This window comes from Meiothermus sp. (assembly GCF_025060375.1).
GTDB lineage: Bacteria > Deinococcota > Deinococci > Deinococcales > Thermaceae > Meiothermus.
Genome location: NZ_JANXCG010000058.1, coordinates 1 through 19,611, shown reverse-complemented (window position 1 = coordinate 19,611; position 19,611 = coordinate 1). Strand labels below are relative to the sequence as shown.

The 19,611-nt window shown below is 66.2% G+C and carries 19 protein-coding genes and 2 tRNA genes; 7 read left to right on the top strand and 14 right to left on the bottom strand.

Translation table 11 applies throughout. The annotated features are described in order from the left end of the window. Nucleotides 1–153 precede the first annotated feature (153 nt). Entirely contained in the window at nt 154–1,749 is a 1,596-nt protein-coding gene (locus NZ849_RS07620; protein ID WP_295386369.1) for an acyl-CoA dehydrogenase family protein, read from the top strand. Between the two features lie 16 nt (nt 1,750–1,765). Here the strand turns inward: NZ849_RS07620 and NZ849_RS07615 are convergent, their stop codons facing one another. The 7 genes from NZ849_RS07615 to dcd form a co-directional block, all read right to left on the bottom strand. Beyond that, a complete protein-coding gene (locus NZ849_RS07615; protein ID WP_295386372.1) occupies nt 1,766–3,271 on the bottom strand; it encodes a tripartite tricarboxylate transporter permease in 1,506 nt (501 codons plus the stop codon). A gap of 3 nt (nt 3,272–3,274) precedes the next feature. Continuing rightward, nucleotides 3,275–3,706 (bottom strand): tripartite tricarboxylate transporter TctB family protein, encoded by a 432-nt coding sequence (locus tag NZ849_RS07610; RefSeq protein ID WP_295386375.1) that lies wholly within the window; start codon nt 3,704–3,706, stop codon nt 3,275–3,277. 75 nt (nt 3,707–3,781) lie between these two features. Continuing rightward, entirely contained in the window at nt 3,782–4,747 is a 966-nt protein-coding gene (locus tag NZ849_RS07605) for a tripartite tricarboxylate transporter substrate binding protein (protein WP_295386379.1), read from the bottom strand. Between the two features lie 66 nt (nt 4,748–4,813). Next, the gene (locus NZ849_RS07600) at nt 4,814–5,455 is read right to left on the bottom strand and encodes a GntR family transcriptional regulator (protein WP_295386382.1); all 642 of its coding nucleotides are present in this window, start codon (nt 5,453–5,455) and stop codon (nt 4,814–4,816) included. A 49-nt stretch (nt 5,456–5,504) separates the two neighbouring features. Then, nucleotides 5,505–6,617 carry an ATP phosphoribosyltransferase regulatory subunit gene (locus tag NZ849_RS07595; RefSeq protein WP_295405788.1) on the bottom strand — a complete coding sequence of 371 codons (1,113 nt, stop codon included), beginning with the start codon at nt 6,615–6,617 and terminating at the stop codon, nt 5,505–5,507. 13 nt (nt 6,618–6,630) lie between these two features. Continuing rightward, entirely contained in the window at nt 6,631–7,176 is a 546-nt protein-coding gene (locus NZ849_RS07590) for a peptidylprolyl isomerase (RefSeq protein ID WP_295386420.1), read from the bottom strand. A gap of 190 nt (nt 7,177–7,366) precedes the next feature. Continuing rightward, nucleotides 7,367–7,912, bottom strand: coding sequence for a dCTP deaminase (gene dcd, locus NZ849_RS07585; RefSeq protein WP_295386389.1), 546 nt, complete (start codon nt 7,910–7,912; stop codon nt 7,367–7,369). A gap of 93 nt (nt 7,913–8,005) precedes the next feature. On the opposite strand from dcd, the gene NZ849_RS07580 reads away from it, so the two are divergent. Further along, nucleotides 8,006–9,079 carry a putative Ig domain-containing protein gene (locus NZ849_RS07580; protein ID WP_295386392.1) on the top strand — a complete coding sequence of 358 codons (1,074 nt, stop codon included), beginning with the start codon at nt 8,006–8,008 and terminating at the stop codon, nt 9,077–9,079. Here NZ849_RS07580 and NZ849_RS07575 read toward each other — a convergent pair whose 3' ends face one another. After that, complete coding sequence (locus NZ849_RS07575; RefSeq protein ID WP_295386395.1) at nt 9,080–9,865, bottom strand: ABC-2 family transporter protein; 786 nt, start codon at nt 9,863–9,865, stop codon at nt 9,080–9,082. It abuts the gene before it with no gap. 56 nt (nt 9,866–9,921) lie between these two features. Here NZ849_RS07575 and opgC point away from each other — a divergent pair, with 56 nt between their 5' ends. After that, the gene (gene opgC, locus NZ849_RS07570; protein WP_295405786.1) at nt 9,922–11,046 is read left to right on the top strand and encodes an OpgC domain-containing protein; all 1,125 of its coding nucleotides are present in this window, start codon (nt 9,922–9,924) and stop codon (nt 11,044–11,046) included. Here opgC and nrdR read toward each other — a convergent pair. From nrdR to NZ849_RS07555, 3 genes are read right to left on the bottom strand one after another with little or no spacing between them, the layout of a single operon-like run. Then, complete coding sequence (gene nrdR / locus NZ849_RS07565; RefSeq protein WP_295386400.1) at nt 11,009–11,521, bottom strand: transcriptional regulator NrdR; 513 nt, start codon at nt 11,519–11,521, stop codon at nt 11,009–11,011. The two genes, opgC and nrdR, sit on opposite strands and share 38 nt — an antisense overlap. A gap of 6 nt (nt 11,522–11,527) precedes the next feature. Beyond that, complete coding sequence (locus NZ849_RS07560) at nt 11,528–12,247, bottom strand: SDR family NAD(P)-dependent oxidoreductase (protein ID WP_295386403.1); 720 nt, start codon at nt 12,245–12,247, stop codon at nt 11,528–11,530. A 52-nt stretch (nt 12,248–12,299) separates the two neighbouring features. Next, on the bottom strand, nt 12,300–14,972 hold the full coding sequence (locus NZ849_RS07555; RefSeq protein ID WP_295386405.1) for an HD domain-containing phosphohydrolase: 2,673 nt from the start codon (nt 14,970–14,972) through the stop codon (nt 12,300–12,302). A gap of 101 nt (nt 14,973–15,073) precedes the next feature. Here NZ849_RS07555 and NZ849_RS07550 point away from each other — a divergent pair, with 101 nt between their 5' ends. Next, entirely contained in the window at nt 15,074–15,850 is a 777-nt protein-coding gene (locus NZ849_RS07550) for an inositol monophosphatase family protein (RefSeq protein WP_295386409.1), read from the top strand. 6 nt (nt 15,851–15,856) lie between these two features. On the opposite strand, the gene hrpB is transcribed toward NZ849_RS07550, so the two are convergent. Further along, nucleotides 15,857–18,334, bottom strand: coding sequence for an ATP-dependent helicase HrpB (gene hrpB / locus NZ849_RS07545; protein WP_295405784.1), 2,478 nt, complete (start codon nt 18,332–18,334; stop codon nt 15,857–15,859). A 44-nt stretch (nt 18,335–18,378) separates the two neighbouring features. Between hrpB and NZ849_RS07540 the strand changes: the two genes are divergently transcribed. Further along, a complete protein-coding gene (locus tag NZ849_RS07540; protein ID WP_295386414.1) occupies nt 18,379–18,582 on the top strand; it encodes a hypothetical protein in 204 nt (67 codons plus the stop codon). 75 nt (nt 18,583–18,657) lie between these two features. Here NZ849_RS07540 and NZ849_RS07535 read toward each other — a convergent pair. After that, nucleotides 18,658–18,733: transfer RNA gene (locus tag NZ849_RS07535), tRNA-Phe, on the bottom strand. 5 nt (nt 18,734–18,738) lie between these two features. Next, nucleotides 18,739–18,815: transfer RNA gene (locus NZ849_RS07530), tRNA-Asp, on the bottom strand. A gap of 55 nt (nt 18,816–18,870) precedes the next feature. Here NZ849_RS07530 and NZ849_RS07525 point away from each other — a divergent pair. Both NZ849_RS07525 and NZ849_RS07520 read left to right on the top strand, forming a co-directional pair. Next, nucleotides 18,871–19,236 carry a hypothetical protein gene (locus NZ849_RS07525; RefSeq protein WP_295386417.1) on the top strand — a complete coding sequence of 122 codons (366 nt, stop codon included), beginning with the start codon at nt 18,871–18,873 and terminating at the stop codon, nt 19,234–19,236. 66 nt (nt 19,237–19,302) lie between these two features. Further along, nucleotides 19,303–19,611: heavy metal-binding domain-containing protein (locus tag NZ849_RS07520; protein WP_295405790.1), on the top strand; the 309-nt coding region annotated here is incomplete at its 3' end.

Genomic DNA, 19,611 nt, shown 5'->3' with positions numbered 1-19,611 from the left:
GCGGCAGCGACGAAGCCCGCAGGCGAAGCTGCTTCAGGCCCACCGCTTCCGCTATGCCCTAAGTCTGCCCCCAGGGCCCGCGGCGGGGTAGTGTGGGCTGTCAGGCCCCGCGCATGACATCTGTCATCGGCTCGAGCTAGGCTAGAGGCACCCATGGAACACCAATCCTACGCCTACGGCAAGAACCACTGGACCCTGGACCCCGACCTGCCCCAGGTGCTCAGCCGCTTCTGGAAGGGCTGGGTGGCGCACCGGGGCGAGCTCGAGCGCTTCGGGGCTTTGGCTGGCGGCGAGGCCTACCGCATCGCCGACCACGTGGACAAGGAGGCCCGCCCGGTGCTGGTGATGCACAACCTGAACGGGGAGCGCATCGACCGGGTGCGCCTCTCGCCGGCCCAGGAGGCCTTGAACCGCGAGCTTTCGGCCATCAACCGCCCCCCCTACCAGGGGGGAAGCTGGCACCTGCACTATGCCCTGGGCTACCTGCTGGCCGACCCCGGCCTCTACTGCATCCAGACCATCACCAACGCCACCATCTACGCCATCCACAAGTACGCCCCGCAGTTTGCCCCCTGGAAGGAAGCGCTTTTGAGCGGGCGGGCCTTTGGGGCCACCTGGATGACCGAGGTGCAGGGGGGCTCCGACCTGGGGGCCAACCGGGTGCGGGCGGTGCCGGAGGGGGCCGTCTGGCGGCTTTACGGCGACAAGTACTTCTCCAGCGGGGCGGGCCTCACCGACTACGCCCTGGTCTCGGCCCGGCCCGAGGGGGCCCCGCCCGGCCCCAAGGGGGTGGCCTTGTTTTTGGTGCCCCGCCTGGACAGCAAAGGCGGGCTCAACTACCGGGTGCGCCGGCTAAAAGACAAGCTCGCCACCCGCGCGGTGCCCTCGGGCGAGGTGGAGTTCGAGGGGGCCGAGGCCCACCTGGTGGGCCGGGCCGAGGAGGGGATTTACTACATCCTGGAGACCCTCACCCTCTCCCGCCTGGCCAATGCCGTGGGGGCCATGGGCTTAGCCCGCAAGGCCCAGCTCGAGGCCCTCTTCCGCGCCCGGGAGCGGGTGGCCTTCGGCAGGCGGCTGGAGGAGCACCCCCTCTTCCGGCGCGACCTGACCGACCTGGCGGTGCGCATCGCCGGGGGGCTGGCCCTCACCTTCCGCGCGGTGGCGGCCTGGGAGGAGGCTTGGCGCGAGACCCCGCCCTACAGCCCGCGCTACCACTACGCCCGGCTCCTGGCCCACCTGGCCAAGGCCCGCACCGCCGAGCACGGCACCTACTGCACCCAGCTCGCCATGGAACTCTTTGGCGGGGTGGGCTTTGTGGAAGACTTCGCCATCGCCCGGCTGGCGCGGGAGGCCCTGATCACCCCCATCTGGGAGGGCCCGGCCAACGTGCAAGCCCTCGACACCTTAGAGGTGCTCTTCCGCAAGGGGGCCGCCCTGCCCTTTGCCGAGGAGTTTGCCGCCCGGCTGGAGGCCATCGGTAGCGAGGAGGCCCGCCTGGCCCGCTCGGCGCTGGAGAGCACCCTGGCCCGCCTGCAAACCCTCTCCCCCGAGGAGGCCCAGTGGCAGGCCAAAGAAGCCCTGCGCACCCTGGCCGACGCTGCTGCCGTGGCCCTCTTGTACGACCTGGGCACCGAGCGCCATACCAGGCTGGCTGCCCTCTACGCACGGCACCTTTTGGAAAAGGGGGAGTACCCCACCTGGGCGCTTGAGGAAAGGGGGGTTTGGGCCCCTGAGGAAGCCATTGCCTAAGGCGGGCTGGGGAGCGTTACAGCTCCTCATCCCCCAGCCTTCTCCTACCCAGACGGGCTATGAGCAAGGGGCTGAGCAGCGAGAGTCCGGCCAGGAGCCAGAGCGCGATGGCGATGGGGCTGCTGAAAAGGTAGCCCACGTCGCCGCTGCTGATGGTCATGGCCCGACGCAGGTTGATTTCCATCAGGTAGCCAAGCACCAGCCCCAGCAGAACCGGGGCCAGGGGAAAGTCAAGCTTTCGCATCAGGTAGCCTATCAGCCCGAAAACCGCCATCAGGAGGAGGTCAAAAGGGTTGTTGTTGACCGCATAGACCCCGACGAAGCTGATGGCCAGTACCGCTGGGATTAGGAACCAGGCGGGAACCGATAAAAGCCGCACAAAAAGGCCCACCAGGGGCAGGTTCAAAAGAAGCAGGACCGCGTTGCCCACGTACATAGAGGCGATAAGCCCCCAGACTACCTGCGGGTGGGTCTGGAACATCTGTGGCCCTGGGGTAACCCCCAGGTTCATCAAAGCTCCTAGCATGATGGCGGTGGTGCCGCTGCCGGGAAGGCCCAGGGTGAGGAGGGGGATTAAGGCCCCGCCCGCTGCCGCGTTGTTGGCTGATTCAGGGGCAGCCACCCCCCGCAGGTCGCCCTCGCCCAGGCGGCCCTTGGGGCCAAGAATCCGCTTCTCGGTGGTGTAGGCCACGAAGCTAGCAATGGAGGCCCCTGCACCTGGAAGGATGCCGATCAAGAAGCCCATCACGCTGCTGCGCAGAATGGTGGCCAGGGAGGTCAGGAAGTCCCGCAGCGAGAGGTAGATGCGCCCTACCTGGGCTTGCACGGCCCCGGGGGCCTTTTCCTCCAGAAGCACCAGCACCTCGCTGACTGCAAAAAGGCCGATGGCCACTACCAGGAAGTCCATCCCGTCCTCAAGCTGCATTACCCCAAAGGTGTAGCGGGCTATCCCAGACTGAGGGTCTTGGCCCACCGTGGCCAACATCAGCCCGAAGCCGGTTGCGGCTAGGGCTTTGAAGAGGTTTTTCCCCGCCAGGGCCGAGAGGGTAGAAAAGCCGAAGACCATCAGGGCGAAGTACTCAGCGGGGCCGAAGCGTATGGCCCACTGGGCCAGCAGCGGTCCTAGAGTCATGAGCCCCAGGACCGAGAGCGTGCCGGCGATGAACGATGCCCAGGCGGCCATCGCTAGGGCCGGGCCAGCCTTGCCCTGTTTGGCCAGCTTATGGCCGTCTATGGCGGTGACCACCGAGGAGGTCTCGCCGGGAATGTTGAGCAGGATGCTGGTGGTAGAGCCCCCGTACATGGCCCCGTAGTAGATACCGGCCAGCAGAATCAGGGCCGACTCTGGGGGAAGCTTGAGGGCAAAGGTGAGCGGCACCAGGAGGGCCACCCCGCTGATGGGACCGATGCCAGGTAGGACCCCGATAAGGGTGCCCACCAAGCAGCCCAGGAATACCAGGAGAAGGTTTACGGGGGCCAGCGCTACCCCGAAGCCATTGAGCAGGGCTTGTAGGATATCCATACGTCATCCGAAGAGCCGCCCTACGGGCAGGCCGACGCCCAGGACCTCGGTGAAGAGGAGGTATACCCCCAGGCTGAAGGCCAGAGCGCTCAGAAACCCTGCCCCTAGCCGGGCACCGAAGAGCCGGGAGAGAAGGGTCATCTCAAGGGTGGTAGCAACCACAAAGCCCAGGGGAACCACCAGGTGGGCGTAGGCCACCAGGCTCAGGAGGACCAACCCCAGCACCAGCCAGAAGCGGCGGGGGGGCCAGGCGGGTTCAGGATCGGGCTTGGCGATAAGCCACAAGGAGGACAGCCCCATCAAGGCTGCGATGATGTAGGGAAAGGGCCGGGGGCCCAGGGGGTCGGTGAAGAAGCTCACCTCCATTCGGGCTGCCTCGAGGGCGTACCCGGTGGCCAACAGGAGGAGAAAAAAGCCCACAACGCGGTCGGTCATAGAAACACCCCAGTAGCTTGCAGCCGGCGGCCCAAGGTGGGGTGTTGGGCCTCGGCCACCGGCTGCAGCGGGCGGCTAGCGGATAATGCCCAGCTCCCGGGAGAGGTTGCGGAATTGGTTCACCTGCCGGTCTACGAAGACCTGGAACTCAGCCCCCACCATGGAGAACTTCCCCAGAGCGTTCTGTTCGCGCACCCTGGCCCATTCCGGGCTGCGCTCCACCTGCCGCAGGGCCTGCACCCAGAACTCATAGGCCTCAATAGGCATGTTCTTGGGGGCGTAAAAGCCTCGCCAGACCACCCAATCCACGTTGTAGCCGAGTTCCCTCAGGGTGGGAATGTTGGCGTAAACCCCCTCCAGACGCCGGGGGGCCATTACCCCGAGGACCCGCACTGTGCCGGCTTGGACCTGCGCCCGAAGTTCAGAGGCATCACCGGCAAAAACCTGTATGAAACCTCCCAGAAGCGAGGTCAAGGCTTCACCACCCCCGTCAAAGGGCACGTACTTGATGTTCCGGGGCTCAATTCCCGCCGCACGCCCCAGCAGGAGCACCTTCATGTGGTCCTGACCACCCACCGCGCTGCCCCCACCCACCGCAATTTTGGCCGGGTCAGCTTTCCAGGCAGCCACCAGCTCCTGCATGCTGCGCCAAGGGGCGTCGGCCTTAACCGCCACCAGGCCAAAGTCGGCGGCGATGGCGCCCAGCCAGCGCACATCCCGTTCGGTGAAGCGGCTGTACTGCCCCTGGGCCAAACGCACTGTGGTGGCCGGGCTGGCCGCCACGATTAGGTTGGGGTCATTGTTTCGCTGGGTGACCACGTTGGCGTAGGCCACCCCACCCCCGCCGCCGGTCATGTTGGTGACCCTCATGGGCTGGGGGATAATCTTTAGGTCGAGCATGACCTGAGCCACGCTGCGGCAGGTGAAGTCCCATCCCCCCCCAGCGCCTGCCGGGGCAATGCACTCAGGACTCCGGGGAGTAAACTGGGCCAGCCCGCTTCCCACAAGTGCTACCAGCGTTGTTGCAACCACCCATCTCATCAGAACACCTCCGGCTTTCTGGATAGGCTCTCAAGTGCCTAGATTCTACTCATCCTCTCACGTTCGTCAAGAGCGAGCCAGCAGAGCGGAGCCCTCCAGGCCTTGCAGGAGGGCCAAGCGGGAGCGCTCGAGGTGCTGCTGCATAAAAGCCGCGGCCTCCTCTCCCTTGCCCTGCTGGACCAGCTCAATTAGGGCTAGGTGGTCGCTTTGCGCCGCCTCGGCCCCGTGGGGCCGGGTGATCTCCAGGTAGCGGGCCCGGTAGATGCGCCCCAGGACCTGGGCCAGCGAGGCCACCACGAACCGGTTTCCGGTGAGCCGGGCCAGGGCCAGGTGGAAGTCGGTGGCCTTCTCCAGCTCTACCTCGGGGTCAAGGTCGGCCTCCAGGGAGGCCAGGAGTTCCTTGAGCTCCCGCGCGTTGGGCTTGCGGCTTGCGGCTACCCGAACCACCTGGGTTTCGAGCCAGGTGCGGAACTCGAAGGCCTCCTCGAGCTCAGCTAGGTCCAGCGGGGCTACCACGAAGACCCGGCCTGCGCGCACGGCCAGCCCCTCGCGGGCAAGCTGCTGCAGGGCCGCACGGATGGGTGTGCGGGAGACCCCTAGCCGTTCTTCCAACCTGCGCTCCACCAGGGGCTCCCCGGGTCTGAGTTCCAGCGAAAGGATCATGCGCCTGAGGCGGCGGTAGGCTTCCTCGGTCTGGGGTGCCAGCATAGGCTTGGGGTCATGCTACCCTTTTTGGTATACCGAGGCAAGGGAGGGGCTAGGCAGGGGCGAGTTCCTCCAGCCTTCCCTCCAGCGCCAGCCAGCGGATGCCCCGCTGTCGAGCGTAGGCCCGAAGTTCCTCCAGGTCGCTTGTCCAGGCTAGCTCCACCCGCAGGCCTTCCTCCCGGAGCCTCCGGGCCAGGTCCCTGTCCAGCGCCAGCGCCTGGGGAGGGGTTTCCGAGGTGGGGAGGCGCAGGGCCTCCATCACCCTTTCCAGCCCCAGCGCAAACCCTACCGCGTAGGGGAGGAGGGCCCCGTCGTAGCGGCCTCCTCCCAGCAAAGGGAGGCCGAAGTCGGGGGTATAGGCCTGGAAGTTGAGGCCAGTGTAGAAGCCAAGCAGCCGGGCCCGGCCCAAATCCAGGAGCAAGGGCACCTCGGGCAGGAGGTTGAGCACCGCCTCGAGCCAGTCCAAGTCGGCCCGGGCTTTGCTGGACAGGGGCAGTCTGCGGGCCTCCTCCAACACCTCCCGCCCCCCGTACAGGTCGGGCAGGGCCAGAAGGGTCCGGGCTAGCTCAGGATAAACCCCATAGGCCTCCAGCAAGGCGCTCAGCTCGGGGGAGTTCTTGCGGTGGATGGCCTGCCGCAGGCGTTCCTTTCTGTCCTCAGGTAGGCCTGTGGCCTCCAGGAGGTCGCGCACCAGGGCGGGCAGCCCCACCTCAATCCTGGCCTCAGGAAAGCCCACCTCCTTCAGGCACTCCCAGGCCAGCTCGAGCACCTCCGCGTCGGCCTGGGGGCTGCTCACCCCTACCAGCTCAGCTCCCACCTGGCGAAACTCCCGGCTTCTGCCCAGCTCGGCAGTGGCCTCGCGCAGCCAAAGCGTCCCGGCGTACTGCAACCGCACGGGGCGGTTTGAAGGAGGGCCGCCGTTGCTCCGCAGAAGGCCGGCCACTGCGGTGGTGAACTCCGACCGCAGCGCCAGGACCTCCCCGGTCTTGTCCACCAGCTTGAAGGCCCGCTCGGCCAGGGGATGGCTGGGGTCGTAAAACTCCAGCGCGGGTAGCTCCACGGGCTCGTACCCCCAGGCGAACAGCAGGCGGAAAAGCCTTTCCTCCATCTCCCGGCGCAGCCGGGCCTCGGGGGGCAGAAAGTAGCGGGTGCCTTCGGGTACCATTCGGGAGGGCTTTCTACCGCGCCTTGACGAAAATCCTCACCGAGAGAATCCGGTCCCGTTCCCCTCTAGCCATAGGGCCTTCGGTAGGGGCGATGCGCTCCACCACCTCCATTCCCTCCACCACTTGGCCGAAGATGGTGTACTGCTGGTTTAGGTTGGGGATGGGGGCGTAGGTGATGAAGAACTGGCTGCCGTTGGAATTGGGGTCCATGGTTCGGGCCATCCCCACGACGCCCTTCCTGTCGTAGTTGAGCTTGGGGGTTACCTCGAGGCCGAACCGGTAGCCAGGACCGCCCATGCCTGTGCCGGTGGGGTCGCCGGTCTGGGCTACAAATCCCGGAATCACCCGGTGGAACACGACGCCCTCAAAGTAGCGGTGCAGGGCCAGAAACACGAAGGAGTTAACCGTGATGGGGGCCTCCTGCTCGTAGAGGTCTATACCGAAGCGCCCCTTGGTGGTCTCGATTTCGGCGTAGTAGTCGAATTTCGGGTCTATAACCTGCTCGGGCTTGGCAAACTGGGTGACGGGCCTTTCGGATTTGTAGGGTAGGGCCTTCATGCTCCCTCCAAAAATGCCGTCCAAACCGCCCCTCCCCGGCCACAAGAAGAGCCCGGCCAAGGCCATGGCCAAGAGGACAGCGATGGTCAAGGCGACGCGCATCCCGACCAGTCTATCGGGCTAAGCCTGGCTGCGCCAGCAGAGCTAGGCTTCGCGCACGCCCCAGGCGGATTGGCGCGGGGAGGGAAGCTCATATCCTAGGTAGGGTGATGCCCCGCTGGCCCTGGTACTTGCCGTTTCGGTCGCGGTAGGTTACTTCGGGGCGCTCCCCCTCGAAGAACACGAGCTGGACTACCCCTTCCCCAGCGTACATCTTGGCGGGCAGAGGGGTGGTGTTGGAAAACTCTAGGGTAACGTGCCCTTCCCAGCCGGGTTCCAAGGGGGTGATGTTGGCCACGATGCCTACCCGGGCGTAGGTGCTTTTGCCGATGGCTATGGCCATCACGTTTTCGGGCATGCGGATGTATTCCACGCTTCGGGCCAAAACGAAGGAATTGGGCGGGATGATGACCTCGTCCCCTTCGTAGTCCACGAAGCTTTTGGGGTCTAGGCCCTTGGGATCGGCGATGGTGTGGAAGACGTTGGCGAAGATTTTCCACTCCCGGGCTGCTCGCAGATCGTAGCCAAAGCTCGAGAGGCCGTAGCTAATCACGCCTTCGCGCACCAAGCGCTCTTCAAAAGGCTCTATCATTCCCTGCCGGGCCTTTTCGCGAATCCACCAGTCGGGCTTAATCATGCTCTACCAATTTACGTGAAGAGGGGCGTTATTTGGGGCGCATGAGCGTTTCCTCAATCCCGCTCTCCCGTCCTCAGGTTCTAAACTGGGGCCATGCGCCTGTGGGTTTGGGGGATGCTCTTGCTGCTCTCCGCTTGTGGGTCCGACAGCCAAAACAATCAGACCCGTCAGCCCCTCCGCCTCACCGTACGCTTCGAGACCGGCTACGTGGACGAGCCCTACAGCGCCACCCTGACCGCCGACGGCGGGGTGCGGCCCTACAGGTTTACCCTGGAGGGCAACCTACCCAAAGGGCTTACCTACAGCGGTGGGCGCTTGAGCGGAACGCCGCAGGAGAAGGGCAGCTTCGAGCTCATTGTGAGCGTGGAGGACGCCAACCTCTCAAGCCGCACGCAGAAAGTCACCTTGGTCATCGGGGATACCCCGCCGCCAAGGCTCGAGCAGGTCTTCCCCCTCTCAGAGGTCGCCGATCCTTTCCCTTACCTCTTCCGGGTGCGCCAGCGGGAGGCCCGGGGGTTCCAAGCCCAGATACCCCTTAGGGGCCTTAGGTTCTCTGCGGAAAGCTTCAAGGCAGACAGCGCCGTGCTGTACGTGCTGCGCTACGACGAGGCCCGCGGCCTGCTGGACATAGACGCGGCTTTCACAGGCCCGCGCAAGGACTTTGAGGCCTTCCGCTTCACCGCGGTTCCGGCCCCTGACCAGAGGGTGCGCCCTGAGCTTAGCTTCCGGGATATAAAGGTGGTCTTTTACGATAAGAATGGGAAGCTTGCAGGCAGCCCGGTGAACCTGGAGCGCACGCCCAGCTCGGGCCGGTACAGGTACAGCGACCTGGAAGCCATTGCTCGAAACTGGGGCCGCCGCCTTCCCCCCCAGGCCGCCCCGGCCACCCCACCTCAGGGCGAGGGCGGCTCTTCCCAGGGCGCCATAGCGCCGCCTTCCGGGGAGGGAGGTCCCTCCGCCCCGCCGAGCCCTAACCCCCCGCCGCCCACTTCTCAGACCCCGCCTGCTCCCAGCGCCCCGGCGCAGCGGCTGGAGGGCGACCTCAGCGGGGATGGGGTGGTTGACCAAAAGGACCTCGAGCTGCTGCGCTCCTCGTACGCCTGGGCTGGCGTGGGTACGTCCCCCAACCCCGGTCCTGGGGAGGCCGGAGAGGGGGAGGGCAGGTAGCTAGGCCCCCATGGCGGAGAACTGCTTCAACCCTTTTCGCCAAAGCCAGCGGTTCAGAACCCAGAACACCACGAACCAGACGCCCAGCACCGCAAATCCCTGAACCACTCCCCCGGAGACCGGTAGGCCCGCGATGAGGGAAGCGGGGAAGTAGACCAGGTAGGGAAAAGGGGTCAGCAGGGCCAGGCTCCGCACCGCCTCTGGGAAGACCGAAAGGGGGGCAATGAGCCCAGAGAGGAAGAGATAGGCCACGAACCACAGCTCTTCCACCGCTGCTCCCCGCTCTGTCCAAAAGCAGAGCAGGGCGAAGGTGTACTGCATCAGGAAGCGCAGCAAAAAGGCAGCCACCGAGGCGGCCAGGCCCAGCAACAGCCCTTCTGCCTCGGGCACGAACCGGGCCTGCGGGTAGATGAGCAAAAACACTCCCACGATGAGGAGTCCAAAGGGTAGCCGGGTTAGCCGCTCACCCAAGTGCTGCGCCAGGTAGTCCAAGCTGGGGTCTATGGGTTTGAGCAGCTTGAACGAGAGCCGCCCCTGCACCACGTCCTCCTGAAACTCCCAGATTACCCAGATGATGGTGAGCTGCCGTACCAGAAAAACGCACAAGAAGTAGCGGGCAAACTCAGGGGCCGAGAGGGAAAAATCTCCTCCTTCAGCAGCCTTGGTCCAGACCCCCATCAGGACCAAGGGCAGCACGGCCGCAAGGGCCCAAAGGAGTACCTCGGCTCGGTATTCCAGGAAGTAGGCGTACCAGACGGAGATGAGGGTGCGAAGCTTGCGGAGCATGATGTGGCGTCGTTTGACCCAGGGAAGTGGGCCAGCGGGTCTATGCTGGTCAGTATATGCTCTCTCGGCTATCGTCCTGGGTGTATCAAGACCAAGGTGGGCGCGACCTTCGCATTGACTGGCTGAGGGGGTTTTGCCTCTTCGCCATGGCCATAGACCACATAGGCGGAGAATCGTTTCTGTACGTCTTCTCTGGCCGCCTCAACTTCTATATCAGCGCCGCAGAGGGGTTCTACTTCATCTCTGGCTTTACCCTGGGTTTGCTGGCGAGCTGCCAGACCTTTCTGCAGTCCGTGGAGCGGGCCCTCTCGAGGCTCTTGGTGCTCTACCGCACTGCTGTCCTAATCGCCCTGGGGTTTGTGGGCCTGAGCCTGCTGGGGCTCAAGGTTTGGTACGACCCTTGGGACAGGCGGCAAAACCTACTGGAGTTTGTGGCTGGTGTGCTGACCCTGCAAAACGGGTACAACGGCTCGGAGATACTTGGCCTCTACGTGCTCTACATGCTCTTCGCCCCCCTGGCCTTCTGGTTCCTCTACCGCCGGCGGGCCTGGGTGGTGCTGCTGGCGGCGGGTGTGCTCTATGGGCTGAGCCAGGTGTTCCCCCAGGTGGTGGGTGTACCCATCGCTTCGGTCTTCAAGGCGGCCGCGTGGCAGGTTCTTTTCTTCACCGGCTTGGTCATTGGCTTCCACCGCCCGGCGTTGGCCCGCTTCTGGGCTCAAAGACCTCACCTGCGCGATGGTCTAGGGGTTTTCGTCCTGCTTGCTGCGGCCCTCCTGGTTCTCGCCCATGCCCGTGGATGGTTCCCCGGGTTGGACCGGGCTACCCTGGGACAGGAGCACACCGAGGCTTTGGTCTGGCCGCGGCTCCTGCTGGTGGCCCTCTTCCTGCAGGCCTTTTACATCCTCGTTACCTGGTTTTGGCATCCATTGAACCGCGCGGTGGGTCCGTTTCTCCTACCGCTGGGTTCGGCCTCCCTGTGGACTTTTACCTGGCACCTTCTGGTTATGGTGCCCCTTTATAACCTGATGGACTACTGGACCGTCACCCAAAACCCCTGGCTGGGCACCCTGTTGCAGCTTCTGGCTCTGGGCACCATCTGGGTCTCCATATGGCTCTACCGCCGCTGGCGGGCCGCGGTGGGGACTAGACTGTTCCCAGCTTGGCCTCGTCGTCCAGGTTAGGCGGCTCCTCGGTGCTTGAGGCCTTGGGGCTGCTCTGGCCTTCGAGTTTGCGTACCTCCTCGATGAAGTTTTCCAGGCTGTCGAACTCCCGGTAAACGGAGGCGAAGCGGATGTAGGCCACTGGGTCAAGCTCTTTTAGGAAGGCCAGCGAGCGCAGGCCGATCTCCTCGGAGGTGATCTCCATTTCCTTGACGGTGTCCTCGAAGCTGAAAGCGAACTCCTGCAGCACTGCAGGGTCAATAGGGCGCTTGCGAGCGGCGAGGGTCAAGCCGCGAAGAAGCTTGTTTGGGTCGAAGGTTTCCTTTCTCCCTGAGCGCTTGATGACCACCAGGGGCTCCACCTGGGCCCGTTCGTAGGTGGTGAAGCGGCGTTTACAGGCGGGGCACTCCCGGCGGCGCCGGATTACCGAGCCCTCGTCCGAGGGGCGTGAGTCCAGCACCCGGCTGTCGGGATGTCCACAGAAAGGGCAGTTCATACCGGCTCAGGGGAGCTCCCTCAAGAGGTCGTGTATCTCCGGTTGGTGGGGGGGTTCGGGTAGAAGCACCTCCAGGAGCTGGCCCCGGACTCCCTCTGAGACCATGGAGCCCAGCGCCACCGCCACCCGCACCAAAGAGCGGTCGTACTCCTCGCTCACCGGGTCCCGGCTGGGCACCACTCCGTTGACCCGCACGTTGGTGGGGAAGATGCGGGTGGCCCCTTCGATGAGCCCGGCCACCGCGCCCCGGATGGCCGCTACGTGGGGCTGTTCCCGCTGCAGGGGGGGCAGGACCAGGGTGACGAAGCCCCCTCCGCTCAGGTAGCGCAGGCCCTGCTGCAGGACGTACAGACTGGACTTTACGTCGGCGTTCAAGAGGTCGTACCACTCGCCCTCTAAAAGCTCCACGAAAGGGGTTTTGCTTTCGGCGCTGGTAACGTGGACGATTCCGTCCAGCATCCCAAAGAGCTCCTCGATCTTCTCGAAGGTGCTCACCACGTCGAGCACCACCGACATATCCCCCCGGATGGGGATGGCCGTGGCCCCCAGCTGCTCAACCTCCGAGGCCACGGCGGTGGCCATTTCCACGTCGGGGTCCACGGTGATGACGGTGGCGCCGTTTCGGGCATAAGAGCGGGCGATGGAGCGTCCGAAACCCCGACCCGCCCCGGTGACCATGACGATGCGTTGTTCTAGCCCCAGTAAATCCCGCGAAAATTCGGCCATTGGCCCCATCATAACGCAAAGAGCAACCAGGAGCGTGACCAGAACAACGGGTCTAGTCGGCCGCTTGGGAGGCCCGGAGTGCTCCCTCCAGGCCCTGGAGCTCGAGGAAGACCTCCACCAGCCGGCGGTCTAGGTGTCCGTTCTGGGCGCTTCGTCGCAGCTCCTGTACGGCTTGCGGGATGGGCAGGGCAGGTTTGTAGGGACGTTCTGAACAGAGCGCGTCAAACACGTCGCAAACTGCGAAGATGCGGGCCAAAAGGGGTATCCGCTCACCCTGGAGCCCGTCGGGGTAGCCCCGGCCGTCCCAGCGTTCGTGGTGATGGCGGACCACCTGCCGGGCGCCCTCCGGGACGAAGGGCAGGTGCCGCACCAGGCTGTCGCCGAGCTGGACGTGGGTCTTCATGGTGCTGAACTCCTCAGGGGTGAGCTTGCCCGGTTTGAGCAGGATGCTGTCGGGGATGACCAGCTTGCCCACATCGTGCAAGTAGGCCCCCCAGCGTAGGTCCCGCAGCTCGGTATCGCTCAGCCCCAAGGCCCTTCCCAGGGCCTCGGCCATGGCCGCCACCCTGTCGGTGTGCCCTGCGGTCTCCCGGTCGCGGGCCTCCAGGGCCAGCCCGATGGCCCTAAGCGCCCCTTCATAGGCGGCCTCGAGCTGCCGGGTGCGCTCCAGCCGCAGGAGGAGGGCCCCCAGCATCTGAGTGGCCCCTTGGAGCAGGCGCTCCTCTGAGGGGCTCCAGCCCGGACCGGGCTCGAGCCGGAAAAGGGCCAGCCCAGCTTCCAGCTCGGGCTCCTGCACCACCCGCCTCAGGTAGATCCCGCGGAGGCCTGCTTGGGCGTGGGTCTGGAAGTGGGGGTGGTTCAGCGTGTCCCCTACCTGGACTACCTCGCCTGAAAAGACCCGCTGGGCTAGGGGGTGTTCCACGGGCACCGGCTCGAGCAGCTGCTCCTTTATCTCCGGGGCCAGATGGCCCTCCAGGACCCGCAGGCGGAAAGTCTGGCCTTCGCGTACCCAAAGGCCTGCGGCGTCAGCATGGGCCAGCCGGCGAATCTCGCCTAGGGCCCGGGGCAAGGAGGCGTCGCTGCCCCCCAGCATCTGCGAGAGTTCCAGCAAGGCGGTTTTCTCGGCGACCTCAGCCTTTAGGTTCTCGCTGGCCTGCACCCGCTCCAGGGTGTTGGCGGCGATGTTGCCGATCACCTGCATCAGGCGCAAGTCCCGCTCGGTGTAAGAGGCCACCCCGTTGCGGGCCGAGAGCAGGGCTCCTAGCGGCTCCCCCTTGGAGCTGATGAGGGGTACCGCTATCTCCGAGCAGGGGGGCTTGGGCCGTTTGAACTGCCCGAAGGCCCGGGGGTCTTGGTGGGCCGAGTGGCTCCATATGGGCGCCCGGGCCTCCACGGCCGCCCAGCTGAAGCCCTGCCCTTTGGGAATCCGCCAGTCCCGCCCCTCCAGGAAAAACCCAGCCGCCGCGTAGCAACGCATGTGTTCGCCATCCGCCTCAATGAGGAGAAGGGCGGCGTGCTCTGACTTCATCAGGCGGATGGTCTCGTGGACCAGACGCTTGGTGATCTCGCGGATGCCGCTTAGGCCTCGCAGGGCCGCGCTCAGGGCCTCGATCACCTCAAACTCGCGGATGCGGGCCTCGAGCTCAGCCTGCTGGCGGTGTGCGGCCAGCAGCACCGTAACCTGGAGGGCGTACTGCCGGGCTACCTCGACCGACTGCTCGTTGAAGGCCCGGTCGCGGAAGGCGTCCAGGTTGATTTCCGCCACCACCTCGCCCCCCAGTAGGATGGGCAGGCACAGGTTGGAGCGGATCTGGCGGATGCGGCCTTGCTGGCTGGCACTGTCCAGCCGGCGGGTCAGGGCCTGGTTGGGGGGGTGGGAGGAGAGGACGCGCTGGATGTCGGCGTGGTTGGCAATCCGGGGTTGACCCTGCCGCCAGGCCTCGGGGTTGCCGTGCCAAGCCATGGCTTCCTCTTCGTGGCTGCGCAGGCCTAGAATTCCCTCACCGAAACCCTCCTGCGCCACGAAGACAAAGTGCTCGCCCTGCCGCAGCCGGATGCTGCCGGCCTGGGCCCCCGGCACCACCCGGACCGCTGAGGCCAGAATCCTGGCCCAGAGATCCTCGCCCGGCTGCTTCACCAGCGCCTCCACGGTTTGCAGCAAGGCGGCGTAGGCCCCCCGCAGGGGGTGGTTGGCGGCGAGGGGAGGGATGCGCTCGAGGTACCCCCAGAGCAGCACCCCGCTTACCAGCGCCTGCAGGGCAAGCCCTAGGAGGGCTGCCCAGCCGGCCAGGAGGGCTGCGTCCATGAGGACGGAGGCCCCAAGGGCTCCTGCTATGGCCAGGAAGCGGTTCTGAGGGGCCAGCCGGGCGTAGGCCCAACGCGCGGCCCATCCCCCCAGGAGCAGGGTTGCGGCATGAAGCCCAACGTACACTGTCCCCTTGAGCGGCACGGAGGGACTTGTGAGGTGGAGCCCCAGGGCCAGCAGGTGGACCAGCAGCAAGCCCAGCAGGGTGCTTCTCCAGCGGCGTTCGTTGTCCAGTGCGGCCAGGGCCAGCAGCCCCGACTGCAGGCAGAGGGTCAGGGCCGGGGTGGGCCCCTGGGGGGATAGCGCCGCTAGGCTGAGGGCCGAGAGGAGCATGACCCAGGGCACCAGACTCCAGCGCTCCCGCCCCCAATGGACTACAAGCAGCAGGAGGGTGCAGAGGATGGCAAGACCGGCCTCCACAGCAACCCCAGGTTAGCCAAGGGGGATTCTCATGGTTCGTTATTTGCACCGGGCCTGGCCGCTTTGCGTTACGCGGGGGCGTCGCCGATAAAATCCAGAGCATGGAGCTCCGCCTCTACCTACAGACCGCCCTCGAGGCGGCCTTCTTGGCCCAGGGCATTCACCAGTACTATCAGGCCAAGGGCTTCAGCCAAAGCAGCAAGTCTACCCCTACCGACCTGGTAACCCAGGCCGACCAAGAAGCCGAGGCGGCCATCCGGGAGCTCATCACCAGCCGATTTCCCGACCACGTGGTGCTGGGGGAGGAGCAGGGCCAGGATAGGGAAGGGTCCTTCCGCTGGATTGTGGACCCGCTGGATGGTACGGTGAACTATGCCCACGGCTTTCCCTTCTATGCGGTGAGCATAGGGCTCGAGGCCCAGGGCGAGGTGGTTCTGGGGGTGGTCCTCGACACCGCCCGGGGGGACCTTTTCACCGCTACCAAGGGTGGGGGGGCCTACCTCAACGGGCGGCCCATCCGGGTCTCGGGACGCCGGGAGCTTTTGGGGAGCCTGCTGGCGACCGGCTTCTCCTACGATGTGCACGAGGACCCCGAGAACGTGACCTACTTTCAGCGGGCCTTGGCCAAAGGGCTGGTGGTGCGCCGGCCCGGGGCGGCGGCCCTGGACCTGGCCTACGTGGCCGCTGGGCGGCTGGACGGCTTCTGGGAGGTCAAGCTGAACCCCTGGGATGTGGCTGCGGGCTGGCGGATTCTGCTGGAGGCAGGGGGGCAGGTAACCGGCCTGGAGGGGGAGGCCTACCGGCTGGGTCAGCGCTACCTGGTGGCCAGCAACGGCCTCATCCATAGGGCACTGCTGGACACCCTGCATGGCCGCTGAGGCTCCTCAGCGGGACTTGGGCCCACGGGTGGGCTCAGCCCGCCAGGGGTCGTCCGGCCAGGGGTGCTTGGGGTAGCGGCCGCGCAGCTCCTTGCGCAGCTCGGGGTAGGTGGTGTTCCAAAAGCTCCTCAGGTCCTGCGTAACCTGAACCGGACGCCGAGCGGGGGATAGGAGGTGGAGCACGACCGGGGTGCGCCCCTCGTTGATGCGGGGGGTGTCGGCCTGACCGAACATCTCCTGCAGCCGCACCGCCAGAACCGGCGGGCTTCCGTCGGGAAAGTAGGTGAGGCGGAGGCGTGAGCCGCTGGGCACCCGCAGGTGGGTGGGGGCCAGGGCTTCCAGCCGACTGGAAAGCGGCCAAGGAAGGAGGGCCTCCAGGGCTTCGCGTAGAGGAAGAAGGCTGAAGTCTTCCCGGCGGCGCACCGGCAGGAGCCAAGGGAGGAGCCAGCCCTCCAGGTTTTCCAGGAGCCAGTTGTCCGACACCTCGGGCCAGCCCTCCTCAGGCCGCCAGCGGCGGAGGCTCTCCACCCGGGCCTGCCACTGCCGCAGCTCCTCCGTCCAGGGCAGAAGGCCCAACCCCTCGCGCCTCAGCGCCCGGCAGAGGGGCGGCCCCTTTTGCTCCAAGGGGGGAGAGAAAGGCTCGCGGGCCAACACCAGCGACCCAATTCGCCGCTGCCGCTCGGCGATGAGTTCACCCCGCCGTTCGTCCCACTCCAGCACCTCCACGCTTTTTCCCAGGGGCTCCACTGCTTCAGGGCCCACTTCCGCCGCCAGGAAGACGCGCCCCTCCTCCAGCCCAGCGTCCAGGTGGGCCACCGCCAGCCAAGGGGCTCCCTCCAAGGGATCATCTGGGGGCAGGCGCACCCCCCGGCCACCTACCAGCCGGTAGCGCGACCGCTCCCCCGGGCGGAGCTGGGCCAGCCGGTCGGGGTAGGCCAGGAGGAGGAGGCGGCCCACCTCCCTAGGTGCTGGGATGAGGTTGGAGGGGGGCACCCCCAGGCGGGCGCGCCACTGCCGGCTGAGCCGCTCCACCCGCGCCAGTACGTCCGGATCAGCATGGGGTGCTCGGCCGGTCTGCCGCCACTTCCGAAGGGCCTCTAGGCGCAAGGAGAGGTCGGCTCCAGCCCCTTGCAAGGGGTCTTGCTCTTCCAGGAGGGCGGCCAGGTCTGCCGCCAGGGCCCCTTCCCCCAAGGCCGCCCCCTCCACCAGGAGGCGGGCCAGGCGGGGGTGGGTGGGCCACTCGAGCAGGGCCCGGCCCCTCTCGGTGAGGCGTTCTCCCTCCAGCGCTCCAAGGGCCGACAGCAGTTCCTGGGCCTGCCGCACCGCCCCCGAGGGCGGCGGGGTGAGCCAGTCCAGCGCCTGGGGGTCCCGAACCCCCCACCCCGCCAGCTCGAGCACCAGGGGGGCCAGGTCGGCCTCCAGAATCTCCGGCCTGCGCTCGGGCAGAAGCTGGGCAAAGGTGGCAGCGCTGTAGAGCCGGTAGCAGACCCCAGGCCCGAGCCGCCCAGCCCTTCCAGCCCGCTGCTCGGCCACATCGCGGGTTACCCGCACCGTCTCCAGTCGGGTCAGGCCGCTTTTGGCGTCGAAGCGGGGGAGCCTGGAGTAGCCCGGGTCCACCACTACCCGGATGCCCTCAATGGTCAGGCTGGTCTCGGCGATGGAGGTGGAGAGCACCACCCTGCGCCGAAGGGGGTCGGGCAGGATGGCCTCCTGCTGGGCCGCTAGGGGCAGGTCGCCGTAGAGGGGGGTAACCCTGACCCCGGGGTGCCGCCCGGAGAGGAGCCTCTGCACCTGGAGGATCTCCCCCACCCCGGGCAGGAAGACCAGGACGTCCCCATCCTCCTCCCGCAGCGCCCGGCTCACCCCTGCGGCCACCACCCCCCCCAGGGGCCCCTGGGGGTCCGAGGCTAGGTAGCGCACCTCCACCGGGTGGGCCCGGCCTTCCACCCGCACCACCGGTGCCCCCAGAAATCGCCCGAGCCCTTCTGCGTCCAGTGTGGCCGACATCACCAGCAAGCGTAGGTCCTCCCTTAGGGTCTGCACTTCGCGGCAGAGCAGAAGCCCCAGGTCGGTCTGTAGGCTGCGCTCGTGGAACTCGTCGAAGATGACCAGCCCCACCCCCTCCAGGAGGGGGTCTTGTTGCAGCCGGCGGGTCAGAAGCCCCTCGGTGAGCACCTCGAGGCGGGTCTTGGGACCTACCCGGCTCTCAAACCGCACGCGGTAGCCCACCGTTTCCCCCACCGCCTCGTTCAGCAAAGCCGACATCCGAGCGGCGATGTTGCGGGCCGCCAGGCGGCGGGGCTCGAGCATCCAGACCCTCTTTCCCTCCAGCCAGGGCTCCTCGAGCAAGGCCAGGGGCAGCGCGGTGCTCTTACCTGCCCCTGGCGGGGCCTGCAGCACCAGTGTGCGCCCTTCCCGCAGGGCTGAGCGAATGGCGGGCAGAGCGGCGTAGATGGGCAGGGAAGGGTCGGCGGTTGGGTTCATTTCGCACATCCCCAGGGCCGCAGAGCGGCTACCCTAAGGGTAGTATGCCAGGGTTTGTGTGGGTTATCCTGGCCCTCTTGGCGGCCTTGCTCTCGGCTCGAGCGGTGCTAAGGCCAGGCCTGTGGCGTACGGAGGCCCCCGCTTTGGTTGAGATCCTAGGGGCTTGGGCCATTCTGACGCTGGTGGCGGTGGTGGGCGCGGCGGGGCTTTGGGAACTGGTTCTCCAGCTGGGTGCACCGGACCGCTAGTGGATTTGGCAAAAAGGAATTCGCCGCTGGCTGGGGTAGACGCACCCAGCCGGCGGGGCCCAGGACCTGTGCTTGTGGTGCCAAGGGGCGGAATCGAACCGCCGACACTGCGATTTTCAGTCGCATGCTCTACCAACTGAGCTACCTTGGCAGGGCTGGCGCTCCGGACGGGACTTGAACCCGCGATCTCCCGCGTGACAGGCGGGTATGTTGACCAGCTACACCACCGGAGCACTCCCTGTTGCGGGGTCGTCCGAACAGGCAGATAGGATAATAGCGGCTGCCAAGATGGGTGTCAAGCGCTGCTTGAGCTGGAGAGAGGTGCTCAAAGAGCACAAAACCCTGCGGGGCATCGGGCAGAACAGCCTGCTGGTGGACCGGGGTGAGTCGGGCTACAACAACCGCTTTCTGCCGGGAGGGGTCATCTTGTACCCGGGCGAGGGGCTTTCGGGCCACCAGCAGCCCGTGGGGGGGAACCGAAGGCTGCTGGTGGCCCTATCTACCCAGCACCCCATGCAGGTCTTCCTGCGCGAGGGGGTGAACTGCTGGCGCGCCCTGGGGCCTTACCGGGTGGCCGCGGTGGACTACGTATGGGAAGAGGGCGAGCGGCGCTTTGTCTACTGGTTCCGGCTCGAGCCCCTCACCGGGGGCTAGAGCCCGGATGACCCGAGCGCCCCTGGCTTCGGGTATGCTCTGTGGGGGGTTCTGATGCGCCGAAGGATCATCCTCAGCACCTCGAGCCAGCTTGAAGGCTATCGGATAACCGAGTACCTGGACGTGGTCTTTGGCGAGGCCATCCTGGGGGCCAACATCCTCCGCGACCTTTTGGCCTCGGTGCGGGACATTGTGGGGGGTCGGAGCGGGGCCTACGAGGCCGAGCTGCGCAAGGCCCGCGAGATTGCGCTTTCCGAGCTGGAGCAGGCTGCGCTGGCCCGCGGGGCCGATGCGGTGATTGGGATTGATGTGGACTACGAGACCGTGGGCCAGGGGAATATGCTGATGGTCACGGCCTCGGGCACCGCGGTCAAG

What these genes read in the sequence shown, in the direction of transcription:
- NZ849_RS07620 (WP_295386369.1), top strand. Translation starts at nt 154, where the DNA reads ATGGAACACCAATCCTACGCCTACGGCAAGAACCACTGGACCCTGGAC.
- NZ849_RS07615 (WP_295386372.1), bottom strand. Translation starts at nt 3,271, where the DNA reads ATGGATATCCTACAAGCCCTGCTCAATGGCTTCGGGGTAGCGCTGGCC.
- NZ849_RS07610 (WP_295386375.1), bottom strand. Translation starts at nt 3,706, where the DNA reads ATGACCGACCGCGTTGTGGGCTTTTTTCTCCTCCTGTTGGCCACCGGG.
- NZ849_RS07605 (WP_295386379.1), bottom strand. Translation starts at nt 4,747, where the DNA reads ATGAGATGGGTGGTTGCAACAACGCTGGTAGCACTTGTGGGAAGCGGG.
- NZ849_RS07600 (WP_295386382.1), bottom strand. Translation starts at nt 5,455, where the DNA reads ATGCTGGCACCCCAGACCGAGGAAGCCTACCGCCGCCTCAGGCGCATG.
- NZ849_RS07595 (WP_295405788.1), bottom strand. Translation starts at nt 6,617, where the DNA reads ATGGTACCCGAAGGCACCCGCTACTTTCTGCCCCCCGAGGCCCGGCTG.
- NZ849_RS07590 (WP_295386420.1), bottom strand. Translation starts at nt 7,176, where the DNA reads ATGAAGGCCCTACCCTACAAATCCGAAAGGCCCGTCACCCAGTTTGCC.
- dcd (WP_295386389.1), bottom strand. Translation starts at nt 7,912, where the DNA reads ATGATTAAGCCCGACTGGTGGATTCGCGAAAAGGCCCGGCAGGGAATG.
- NZ849_RS07580 (WP_295386392.1), top strand. Translation starts at nt 8,006, where the DNA reads ATGCGCCTGTGGGTTTGGGGGATGCTCTTGCTGCTCTCCGCTTGTGGG.
- NZ849_RS07575 (WP_295386395.1), bottom strand. Translation starts at nt 9,865, where the DNA reads ATGCTCCGCAAGCTTCGCACCCTCATCTCCGTCTGGTACGCCTACTTC.
- opgC (WP_295405786.1), top strand. Translation starts at nt 9,922, where the DNA reads ATGCTCTCTCGGCTATCGTCCTGGGTGTATCAAGACCAAGGTGGGCGC.
- nrdR (WP_295386400.1), bottom strand. Translation starts at nt 11,521, where the DNA reads ATGAACTGCCCTTTCTGTGGACATCCCGACAGCCGGGTGCTGGACTCA.
- NZ849_RS07560 (WP_295386403.1), bottom strand. Translation starts at nt 12,247, where the DNA reads ATGGCCGAATTTTCGCGGGATTTACTGGGGCTAGAACAACGCATCGTC.
- NZ849_RS07550 (WP_295386409.1), top strand. Translation starts at nt 15,074, where the DNA reads ATGGAGCTCCGCCTCTACCTACAGACCGCCCTCGAGGCGGCCTTCTTG.
- hrpB (WP_295405784.1), bottom strand. Translation starts at nt 18,334, where the DNA reads ATGAACCCAACCGCCGACCCTTCCCTGCCCATCTACGCCGCTCTGCCC.
- NZ849_RS07540 (WP_295386414.1), top strand. Translation starts at nt 18,379, where the DNA reads ATGCCAGGGTTTGTGTGGGTTATCCTGGCCCTCTTGGCGGCCTTGCTC.
- NZ849_RS07525 (WP_295386417.1), top strand. Translation starts at nt 18,871, where the DNA reads ATGGGTGTCAAGCGCTGCTTGAGCTGGAGAGAGGTGCTCAAAGAGCAC.